The 10,215-nt window shown below is 71.1% G+C and carries 11 protein-coding genes; 6 read left to right on the top strand and 5 right to left on the bottom strand.

Going from position 1 to position 10,215, the window contains the following annotated elements; all coding sequences use genetic code 11:
• Both ACWDN5_RS44600 and ACWDN5_RS44595 read right to left on the bottom strand, forming a co-directional pair.
• Nucleotides 1–724 (bottom strand): carboxyl transferase domain-containing protein (locus tag ACWDN5_RS44600; protein WP_449680523.1); only part of this gene is annotated, 724 nt, incomplete at its 3' end.
• 127 nt (nt 725–851) lie between these two features.
• Nucleotides 852–1,622, bottom strand: coding sequence for an SGNH/GDSL hydrolase family protein (locus ACWDN5_RS44595; protein ID WP_310973349.1), 771 nt, complete (start codon nt 1,620–1,622; stop codon nt 852–854).
• Between the two features lie 317 nt (nt 1,623–1,939).
• Here ACWDN5_RS44595 and ACWDN5_RS44590 point away from each other — a divergent pair, with 317 nt between their 5' ends.
• From ACWDN5_RS44590 to ACWDN5_RS44580, 3 genes are all read left to right on the top strand, one after another.
• Nucleotides 1,940–3,538: a cellulase family glycosylhydrolase gene (locus ACWDN5_RS44590; RefSeq protein ID WP_310973351.1), complete on the top strand. Its 1,599-nt coding sequence runs from the start codon at nt 1,940–1,942 to the stop codon at nt 3,536–3,538.
• 137 nt (nt 3,539–3,675) lie between these two features.
• Nucleotides 3,676–4,263: an SACE_7040 family transcriptional regulator gene (locus ACWDN5_RS44585; RefSeq protein WP_310973353.1), complete on the top strand. Its 588-nt coding sequence runs from the start codon at nt 3,676–3,678 to the stop codon at nt 4,261–4,263.
• 49 nt (nt 4,264–4,312) lie between these two features.
• Nucleotides 4,313–4,819 (top strand): hypothetical protein, encoded by a 507-nt coding sequence (locus ACWDN5_RS44580; protein ID WP_013229665.1) that lies wholly within the window; start codon nt 4,313–4,315, stop codon nt 4,817–4,819.
• A 6-nt stretch (nt 4,820–4,825) separates the two neighbouring features.
• Here the strand turns inward: ACWDN5_RS44580 and metX are convergent, their stop codons facing one another.
• Nucleotides 4,826–5,935 carry a homoserine O-acetyltransferase MetX gene (gene metX / locus ACWDN5_RS44575; RefSeq protein WP_310973355.1) on the bottom strand — a complete coding sequence of 370 codons (1,110 nt, stop codon included), beginning with the start codon at nt 5,933–5,935 and terminating at the stop codon, nt 4,826–4,828.
• Entirely contained in the window at nt 5,932–7,236 is a 1,305-nt protein-coding gene (locus ACWDN5_RS44570) for a bifunctional o-acetylhomoserine/o-acetylserine sulfhydrylase (protein WP_310973357.1), read from the bottom strand. The genes metX and ACWDN5_RS44570 overlap by 4 nt, the downstream gene beginning before the upstream one ends.
• 173 nt (nt 7,237–7,409) lie before the next feature.
• On the opposite strand from ACWDN5_RS44570, the gene rdmE reads away from it, so the two are divergent.
• Nucleotides 7,410–8,948, top strand: coding sequence for an aklavinone 12-hydroxylase RdmE (rdmE, locus tag ACWDN5_RS44565; RefSeq protein ID WP_449680522.1), 1,539 nt, complete (start codon nt 7,410–7,412; stop codon nt 8,946–8,948).
• On the opposite strand, the gene ACWDN5_RS44560 is transcribed toward rdmE, so the two are convergent.
• The gene (locus ACWDN5_RS44560) at nt 8,945–9,328 is read right to left on the bottom strand and encodes a VOC family protein (RefSeq protein WP_449680521.1); all 384 of its coding nucleotides are present in this window, start codon (nt 9,326–9,328) and stop codon (nt 8,945–8,947) included. The two genes, rdmE and ACWDN5_RS44560, sit on opposite strands and share 4 nt — an antisense overlap.
• Before the next feature lie 59 nt (nt 9,329–9,387).
• Here ACWDN5_RS44560 and ACWDN5_RS44555 point away from each other — a divergent pair, with 59 nt between their 5' ends.
• Nucleotides 9,388–9,726 (top strand): PadR family transcriptional regulator, encoded by a 339-nt coding sequence (locus ACWDN5_RS44555; protein ID WP_449680520.1) that lies wholly within the window; start codon nt 9,388–9,390, stop codon nt 9,724–9,726.
• Nucleotides 9,723–10,160: a VOC family protein gene (locus ACWDN5_RS44550; RefSeq protein WP_310973363.1), complete on the top strand. Its 438-nt coding sequence runs from the start codon at nt 9,723–9,725 to the stop codon at nt 10,158–10,160. The genes ACWDN5_RS44555 and ACWDN5_RS44550 overlap by 4 nt, the downstream gene beginning before the upstream one ends.
• Nucleotides 10,161–10,215 lie beyond the last annotated feature (55 nt).

The raw sequence follows: 10,215 nt of genomic DNA, 5'->3' as shown, positions 1-10,215 counted from the left end.
CCACTGCAGGTGCGCCGCGACCAGGCCGCTCGCGTCGCGGCGGGTGCCGGGCAGGGTCGCCTCGGCCATCTCCCACTCGCCGTGCAGCAGGGCCCTGGTTCCGGACGATGACGGCCTCGTCGCTCATCGCGGGGACGTACGCGCCGCCCGCGGTGCACGAGCCGAGCACGGCGGCGATCTGCGGGATCCCGCGCGCGGACATCGTCGCCTGGTTGTAGAAGATCCGGCCGAAGTGTTCACGATCCGGGAACACCTCGTCCTGCCTGGGCAGGAACGCGCCGCCCGAGTCCACCAGGTAGACGCACGGCAGGTTGTTGTGGAGGGCGACCTCCTGGGCGCGCAGGTGCTTCTTCACCGTCATCGGGTAGTAGGTGCCGCCCTTGACGGTGGCGTCGTTGGCGACGACCACGCACTCCCGGCCGGAGACCCGCCCCACGCCGGTGATGATGCCCGCCGACGGCGCTTCGTCGTCGTAGAGGCCGTTGGCGGCCAGCGGGGACAGTTCGAGGAACGGCGAGCCCGGGTCGAGCAGCGTGTCGACGCGGTCGCGCGGCAGCAGCTTGCCGCGCTCGACGTGCCGCGTGCGGGCCTTCTCCGGCCCGCCCAGCCGGGCGGCCGCCAAGCGTTTGCGGAGGTCTTCGACCAGCTCCGCGTGTGAGGTGGCGTTGCGGGCGTAGGCCTCGCTGTCCGGGGCAGCCGTAGTCCCCAGTGCCGGCGTGTCCATGGGCTCCCTCGAAGTTAGCAGGCGTTAACCTCCGCTCCGATGTTAGCGACCGCTAACGTGGGTGTCCAGTCGCCGGATCGCGCGAACGGCCACCCCGGCGGACCGGGGTGGCCGTCTCGGACTTCGCTCAACCGATCGCCGCGCGCAGCGGGGCGTAGTAGCCGCCCGACTGCCCGGCCGCGGTCGGGTGGTAGGACTCGATCACCGGCCAGGTCAGGCTGTGCAGGTAGTCGTCGGCCGACGAGCAGATGTTGTGCCCGGCGAACGACGGCCGCACGTCGACGAAGGTCGCGCCCGCCGAGCCCGCCCGCGATTGGATCACCGACGCGAGCGCGTCGGCACCCGAGTTGATCGCGGACCGCTTGGTGTCGCTCAACCCGACCCAGCAGGAGCCGGGCACGGTGTAGAAGCGCGGGTAGGACAGGACGACGAGCCGAGCGCCCGGCGCCTTGGCCTTGATCGCGTTGTAGGTGTTGGTCAGCAGGGCCGGCAGTGTGTTGTTGACGTACGTCTTGGCCGTGTTGACGCGGTTCACGCAGTCGGCGTCACTGCCCAGGGTGCAGGTGGTGATGACGTCGGTGAACCCGGCGTCGTTCCCGCCGACGGTCACCGTGACGAGCGTGGCCGACGAGGGGATCGAGTTCGCCTGGTTGATCACGTCCCCGGTCTTCGCGCCGGAGCACGCCAGGAACGTGAACGAGGTTCCGCTGTGGGCGTTGGTCCACAGCTGCGGATAGGCCTTGGAGCTGCGGTAACAGCTCCCGGAACTGCCGTAGCTGCCGGCCCCGACCCCGGAGGAGTAGGAGTCGCCGAGCGCGGCGTAGACGGTCCCGGCGGCTTGGGCGAGGCCCGTGACGCCGAGAGAGGCAAGGACGACGGCCCCCAGGGCCGTGCTCAACCGTAGAAGGGATCGCCTGAAGTTACGGGTGGGAACAGCCATGGGTCACTCCTTTGTGACAGGGCCGACCCAAATAGGACAGCAGGTGAAGGGCTGGCGAGGAACCCCTAGTTACCGGTAGGTACCCACTTAGCCCACACCGGAAGTGTGAAACGTCAGCGATCCGTCAGCCGCACAAGATCAGCAGGTCGCCCCGAGTGGGTTACCTCCGGCCGGACGACGGACGGGGTTCACGCCACGCCCTTGACACCGTGACCGCGTTCGCTAACCTCGTCTGGGAGCGCTCCCAGGATGACGTATTGCTCAAAGGAGAGCAGATGACGCAGTGGAGAAAAGCGTTCGGCGTGCTGGCCGCGGCCGTGGTGGCCGCGAGCGGGCTGGTGGCCTTCGGCGCGACCGGCCAGGTCGCGGCGGCGGCCGGCGGTACGGGCGCCGGGTACCTGCACACCAGCGGCAACAAGATCCTGGACAGCACGGGCGCGACGGTTCGGCTGACCGGCATCAACTGGTTCGGGATGGAGACCGACAACAAGACCTTCCACGGCCTGTGGTCCAGCCGGACCTGGCGCCAGCAGCTCGACCAGATGGCCCAGCTGGGCTACAACACCCTGCGCGTGCCGTTCTCCGACGACGCGCTGAAGCCCGGAGCCACGGCCACCGGCATCAACGACTACACCAACCCCGACCTGATCGGGCTGTCCCCGCTGCAGATCCTCGACAAGGTGATCGGCTACGCGGGGACGAAGGGGATGCGCGTCATCCTCGACCGGCACCGGCCGACCAGCGCGGGGCAGACCGCGCTCTGGTACACCGCCGGCGTCCCGGAAAGCACCTGGATCAACGACTGGAAGACCCTCGCCCAGCATTACGCGGGCAACACCACGGTCATCGGCGCGGACCTGCACAACGAGCCGCACGCCGAGGGCACCAACCCGGCCGCGACCGGCGCGTGCTGGGGCTGCGGTGACACCGCCCGCGACTGGCGGCTGGCCGCCGAACGCGCCGGCAACGCGATCCTGGCCGTGCAGCCGAACTGGCTGATCTTCGTCGAGGGCGTGAGCTGCCCGAGCGGCGGGCTGTCGAACGTGTGGGACGGCGACCCGTCCAACGACGAGGACTGCGGCTGGTGGGGCGGGAACCTGTCGAAGGCGGGCGAGTTCCCGGTACGCCTGTCGGTGGCCAACCGGGTGGTGTACTCCCCGCACGAGTACGCCACGTCGGTCTACAACCAGCCGTGGTTCAGCGCTCCCGACTACCCGGCGAACCTAACGGCGATCTGGGACCACTACTGGGGCTACCTGTACAAGCAGAACATCGCGCCGCTGATGATGGGCGAGTTCGGCACCACGCTGGCGAACCCGGTCGACAAGGTGTGGCTGGAAAAGCTGATGGCCTACACCGGCACCGGCGTCAACGGCATCTCGTTCACCTACTGGTCGTGGAACCCCAACTCCGGGGACACCGGGGGCATCCTCAACGACGACTGGACCACGGTCAACCAGGCGAAGCAGAGCATCCTCCAGCCGTACCTCATCCCGCCCACCGGCGGCGGCCCCGACCCGACGACGACCACCCCCACCACCACGACGACCGGTGGCGGCACGGGCGGGTGCAAGACGGCGTGGAAGCTGGACAACTCCTGGCAAGGCGGCTTCCAGGGCACGTTGACCGTCACCAACACCGCGACGAGCGCCGCCAACCCGTGGACGGTCGTGTTCACCCTGCCCGCCGGGGCGACCGTCGTCAGCGGCTGGAACGGCACCTTCACCCAGGCCGGCACCACGGTCACGGTGAGCGCGCCGTCCTACAGCCCGTCCCTGGGCGCGGGAGCGGCGGTGGCGCTCGGTTTCACCGCCAACGGCCCGTCGGGCACACCTTCGGCCGTCAAGCTCGGCTCGGCGGCCTGCACCACCTGACCGGCCCCTGGCTGCGGTGCCCGCCGGGTACCGCAGCCAGGGTCCCCTCGACGAGCCGGGTGAGCAGGCTCACAGCGCGAGCGGACCGGCGAACCAGGACGTTAGCGCTCGCTAACCTGCCGCTCTAAACTGACCGGATGCCGGCCAACCCCACCCCTCTCGTGAACGGCGAGAAGGCGAGCAGGCGCGAACAGATCCTGTCCGCGGCCGCCGAGCTGTTCGCCCACCACGGCTTCCACGGCGTCGGCATCGACGACATCGGTGCCGCCGTCGGGATCTCCGGCCCCGCGCTCTACCGGCACTTCCGCAGCAAGGACGCGATCCTCGGCGAGATGCTGAACTCGATCAGCCGCTACCTGCTCGACGGCGGCACGGCCCGAGCCGCCCACCCGGGTGAACCCGACGACACGCTGACCGGCCTCGTGCGGTTCCACGTCGATTTCGCGCTCGCGCACCCCGCCTTGATCACCGTTCAGGAGCGCAACCTCGCCAACCTCACCGACGCCGACCGCAAGCAGGTGCGCGCGCTCCAGCGCCAGTACGTCGAGGTGTGGGTGCGGGTCATCCGCGAAGCCGTCCCGGAGCTGGGGGAACGGCAGGCGCGGTCGGCGGCACACGCCGTGTTCGGACTGATCAACTCGACGCCGTACAACCGCCATCTCGGTGACGATGAACTGGCCGAACTGCTCTGCCGGCTCGCGCTGGGTGCCCTTCGCGCGGCCTGAAGGTCATCGGCGGATCAAGGTGTGCCGCCGAGCGCCGTCGTGGTGTTTGATGGGGCACGTGGACCCGGATTGGAGCGAGCAGGAGCGCCGGCTCGTCGAGAAGGCTCAGCGCGCGTTGACCGCGCTGAGCCTCGGCGACGACGCCGAAGCGCTGGGCGAGGTCGCCCCGTCGGCCGCCGAGCCGCAGGCCCGCGCGGACGAGACGAAGGCCCTCATGCTGCTGCTCTTCGGCGAGTGCAGCGCGATGGTCTCCACCCTGGGCGACGGCGGCAGCGCCCCGGTGAAGGTCCAGGTGTTCGACGAGGACGGCGAAGAGGTCTCGATCGACCAGGCCGACCCGCCGGTGCGGACCGCGGTCCGGACGCTGCTCGCCGAGGTCCACGGCAACACCGAAGCCGCGCAGGAACAGGTCGAGATCGCCCTCGCCAACGCGGCCCCGGACGAGGTCGACAGCCTCGTCCTGCAGGCACTGCGCTGGACCATCCGGCTGTCGGTCGAATGCCTGGACCGCGACCTCCCGGTGGCCCCCTGGATCTCCGAAGCCGTCTCCGACTAGGGGCCCCTAACCCAGCAGCTGCTTCACCAGGGCCGCGATCTGGCCGGTTTCGATGAGGAACGAGTCGTGCCCGTACGGCGACGTCACCACGGACGGCTCTGGCGCGCCCGGGATGCCCGCCGCGATCTCCGCCGACTGGTACAGCGGGTAGAGCCGGTCGCTGTCGACGCCGGCGATCACCGCCCGCGCCGTCACGCGGCCCAGTGCCGCCGCCACGCCGCCGCGGCCGCGGCCGACGTCGTGGGTGTTCATCGACTCCGTCAGCACCAGGTAGCTGTTGGCGTCGAAGCGGCGGGCCAGCTTGGCCGCGTGGTGGTCCAAATAGGACTCGACGGCGAACCGGCCGCCGCGCAGCGGATCTTCGCCGTCCTGCGGAAGCCGGCCGAACCGCTGGGCCAGTTCGGGCTCGCTGCGGTAGGTGACGTGCGCGATCCGCCGGGCGATGCCCAGACCGGCCACGGGTCCCGAAGCCGCCGAGTAGTAGTCGCCACCACGGAAGAACGGGTCGCTGCGGATCGCGTGCAGCTGCGGGGCGGCCCAGGCGATCTGCTCGGCCGACGCCCGCGCGGTCGACGCCAGCACCAGCACCGAAGCCACTCGCGAAGGGAGCGAGACCGCCCACTCCAGCGCGCGCATCCCGCCCATCGACCCGCCGATGACGGCGGCCCAGCGCGAAACGCCCAGCGCGTCCGCCAGGGCCGCTTCGGCCGCGACCTGGTCCCACACCGTCACCACCGGGAACCGGCTGCCCCACGGCGTCCCGTCCGGATCCGGCGACGACGGCCCGGTCGAGCCCTGGCAGCCGCCCAGCACGTTCGGGACCACGACGAAGAACTCGTTCGTGTCCAGCGCCTTGCCCGGCCCGATCAGGCCGTCCCACCAGCCCGCGCTCGGGTGCCCCGGCTCGGCGGGCCCGGCCGCGTGGCTGTCGCCGGTCAGCGCGTGCTCGACGAGGACCGCGTTGGACGCGTCGGAGTTCAGCGTCCCCCACGTCTCGTACGCGAGCGTGAACGACGGCAGCACGCCACCGGCCTCGAGCGCCAGCGCGCCCGGGCCGGTGACGAACTTCCGGCGGCCCGGCGGATCGCCGATCCGCCAGGCGCCGGTCACGGTCACAGTTCCGCCTTGGCCGCCCGGAATCCGGCTTCGAGGTCGGCCTTGAGGTCCTCGATCCCCTCCAGCCCGACGGCGAGCCGGACCAGCCCGGGCGTGACGCCGCTGGAGAGCTGCTCCTCGGGCGTCAGCTGGCTGTGCGTGGTCGACGCCGGGTGCACGATCAGGCTGCGGACGTCGCCGATGTTCACCAGCTGGCTGTGCAGCTCGGTGCCGTCGACGAACTTCCGGCCCGCCTCGACGCCGCCACGCAGGTCGAACGACAGGACCGCGCCCGCGCCGCGCGGCAGGTACTTCTGCGCGTTGGCGAAGTGCGGGCTCGACGGCAGACCGGCGTAGTAGACCTTCTCGACCTCGTCGCGCTGCTCCAGCCACTCGGCCAGCGCCTGCGCGTTCGACACGTGCCGCTCGAGGCGCAGCGACAGCGTCTCGATGCCCTGCAGGATCAGGAAGCTGTTCAACGGCGAGATCGCCGCGCCCGTGTCGCGCAGGATCTGCACGCGCGCCTTGGCCGCGTACGAACCGGGGCCGAGCGCCTCCCAGTACTTCAGGCCGTGGTAGCTCGGGTCGGGCTCGTTGAAGCCGGGGAACCGCTCCGGGTTCTTGCCGAAGTCGAACGTGCCGCCGTCGACCAGCACGCCGGCCACCGTGGTGCCGTGGCCGCCGAGGTACTTCGTCGCGGAGTGCACGACGACGTCGGCGCCGTGCTCGATCGGGCGCAGCAGGTACGGCGTCGGCACGGTGTTGTCGACGACGAGCGGGACGCCGGCCTCGTGCGCGACGTCGGCGACGCCCCGGATGTCGAGGACGTTGCTGCCCGGGTTGGCCAGCGTCTCGGCGAAGAACAGCTTCGTGTTCGGCCGGACGGCGGCGCGCCACTGCTCGAGGTCGTCCTGGTCGTCGATGAACGTGACCTCGACGCCGAGCTTCGGCAGCGTGTAGTGGAAGAGGTTGTAGGTGCCGCCGTAGAGCGACGGGCTGGAGACGAAGTGGTCGCCCGCGCCGGCGAGGTTCAGGATCGCCGCCGTGGTCGCGGCCGAGCCGGACGCGAACGCCAGCGCCGCGACGCCGCCTTCGAGCGCGGCGAGCCGCTGCTCCAGCACGTCCTGGGTCGGGTTCATGATCCGCGTGTAGATGTTGCCGGGCTCGGCCAGGCTGAACAGGTCGGCGCCGTGCTGGCTGTCGCGGAACACGTACGACGTCGTCTGGTAGATCGGTGTCGCCCGGGCCCCGGTGGCCGGGTCCGGCGCGGCGCCCGCGTGGATCTGCTTGGTCTCGAAGGACCACGCCGAGGTCTCGGTCATCGGTTTTCTCCTTGCGGCTCAAGGGGTTCGCGGAGGGCTGCCGAATGCGAAGCTACTTGCGCCGAACGGCCTACCCAACCCTTCCCACGTCCTGGGAGCCGATTTGCCTTGCCGGATGAATCTCTTTGTGTCTAAGATATCTGCCAGGGAGATTCACAGATGGGGAGATACACATGACCGAGCGGGTACAGGTACTGGTCGTCGGGGCGGGATTGGGCGGGCTGTCGGCGTCGCTGTTCCTCGCGCAGGCCGGAGTGGACGTGCTGACCGTGGAGCGGCACGCGGGGACGTCGGTCCACTCCCGCGCCGCCGGGCAGAACTGGCGCACCATGGAATTGTTCCACTGGGCGGGAATCGACCGCGAGGTGCTGGCGGCCAGCCCGCGGGCGGCGCAGGGGCTGCGGATCACCGTCGCGACCAGCCTGGCCGGCCGGGTCCTGCACCAGCTGGTCCAGGACGGCAGCGAGTTCGACGTCTCGGCGTCGACCACCCTGCCCGCCGCCATGGCCGGCCAGGACGTCGTGGAGCCGATCCTGCTGGCGCACGCGGAAAAGGCGGGCGCGCGGGTGCGGTTCCGGACCGAGCTGACGGACCTGGCGCCGGACGACGACGGCGTCACGGCGACGCTGCGCGACCGCGAGTCCGGCGAAGAAACCGTGGTGCGCGCGGACTACGTCGTCGCCGCCGACGGCGGGCGCAGCGGGATCCGGCAGCGGCTCGGCATCGGGACCACCGGGATGGACGCGCTCAGCCACTGCCTCGGCGTGGTGTTCGACGCCGACCTCGGCGACCGCGTCCACCCCGGCCTGACCGACCTGTTCTACCTGCAGCACCCGGACTTCACCGCCGGGTTCGTCACCACCGACGTGCCGGACCGGTACGTCTTCGCGCCGGACTACTTCCCGGACCGCGGCGAACGCCCGGCCGACTTCACCCGCGACCGGCTGGTCGCGATGATCCGCGCCGCCACCGACCTGCCGGACCTGGAGCCGGAGATCGTCTGGACGGGCTCGTGGGAGGTCGCCGCGCGGCTCGCCGACCGGTTCCGCGCCGGCCGGGTCTTCCTGATCGGCGACGCGGCGAAGGTGACGCCTCCGACCGGCGGGATGGGCGGCAACACCGCGGTCGGCGACGCCGCGGACATCGCGTGGAAGCTGGCCGCGGTGTTGCGCGGCGAAGCGGGCCCGGCACTGCTCGACACCTACGAAGCCGAGCGGAAGCCGATCGCGCGGATGGTCATCGACACGTCGCTGCACAACATGAAGCAGCGCATGCACCCCGATCTCGACGTCTCCGGGCTGACGAAGGCCGAGGACCAGCTGGCGATCACGCTCGGGTTCCGCTACCGCTCGACGGCCGTGCTGCCGGAGGAGCCGGACGACGGCGAGCGTGTCGAGGACGTCCGGGCGCCGACCGGGCGGCCCGGCTTCCGGGCGCCGGGCCTGGCGTCCACCGTGGACCTGTTCGGGCACTCGTGGGTGCTGCTGTGCGCGGGCGACGGCACACGGTGGCGGCCGGCCGCGGCGGAGCAGGGCATCCACCTCGACTGCCACGTGCTCGACGACGACGTCTTCGCCACCCGGTACGGCCTTTCGCGGGGCGGCGCCTCGCTGGTGCGGCCCGACGGAATCGTCGCGTGGCGGTCCCCGGAACCGGCCGAGAACCCGGCCGGCGAGCTGCGGCGGGTCCTGACGGCGGTCCTTTCGCGCTAGTCGCGCTGCTGCAGCGCGAAGCGGTTCCCCTCGGAGTCGGTAAACATCGACCACCAGCCCCACGGCTGCTTCTCCGGCTTCGCGGGGAATTCCACGCCCTTTGCCGACAGCTCCTCGTAGGTCTTCTCGATGTCGTCGGCGTACAGGAAGAAGTTCGACGTCGGGAGCTGGCCGGCGGTGGCGCGGGGGCGGTCCTCGGGGTTCTCGCTGAGCACGAGGATCGTCCCGTCCGGGGCGGTCACTTCGACCCAGCGCCGGCCCTGGTCGTCGTAGGGCAAGTCCGTCGTCACCGCGAAGCCGACCACCGCCGACCAGAACTCCTTGGCCCGGGCCTGGTCCTCGACCCCGACCACGACCTTGCCGACTCCCCGGATGGGCATGACTCCCGCCTCTCTATATCCACCATGGATATAACCAGGGCGGAGTGTAGGCTCCCTCCATGGCCGACGGCAACCCGCTGACCCCCGCGGCGTTCCAGGTGCTCCTGGCGCTGGCGACGGGGCCGGGCGGGCGCGCGCACGGCTACGGGATCATGGGCTTCGTCGCCGAGGTCACCGGCGGCGCCGTCCAGCTGGGACCCGGGACGCTCTACCGGACGCTGACCCGGCTGGCCGCCGACGGCCTGGCCGAGGAGTTCCCGGGCGAGGACTCGCGCCGCCGTTACTACCGGATCACCCCGGCCGGCCGCGCGGCCGCCGCACGGGAGACGGCCCTGCTCGCCCGGCTGGTCGCCGCGGCCGGGGACGCGGGACTGACGGCCCGCCCGGAGTCGGCGTGAGCCGCCCGCTCGGCCTGGTGCCGCACCTGTTCGTGCGCGATGTGAACGTCGCCCTTTCCTTCTACGCCAAGGCGTTCGGCGCGGTGGAGCTGTTCCGCACGGTGCTGCCGGACGGCACGGTGCTGTTCGTCGAGCTGGCCGTGGGCGACGCGCGGCTGCTGGTCAGCCAGGAGATCGCGGCCCTCGACGCGCTGGCGCCGTCGACGATCGGCGGCACCCCGGTGCTGCTGACGCTGGAAACGGCGGACCCGGACGACCTCGCCCGCCGCGCGGTCTTCGCGGGGGCGACGGTCGAAGCGCCGGTCACGGAGATGTTCTTCGGGGAGCGGTACGGCCGGGTCGTCGACCCCGACGGCCACCGCTGGGCGTTGACGACCAAGCGGGAGCAGTACACGCCCGAGGACATCGACGCGCGGAAGCCATCCGGCATCTGATCAGCCGGCCGCGGGCCGCCGTCCGCTTCCGGCGAAGTGTTCGTGCAGCTCGCGG

This window comes from Amycolatopsis sp. NPDC003731 (genome assembly GCF_053586895.1).
This window is presented reverse-complemented; position numbering and strand designations above follow the sequence as displayed.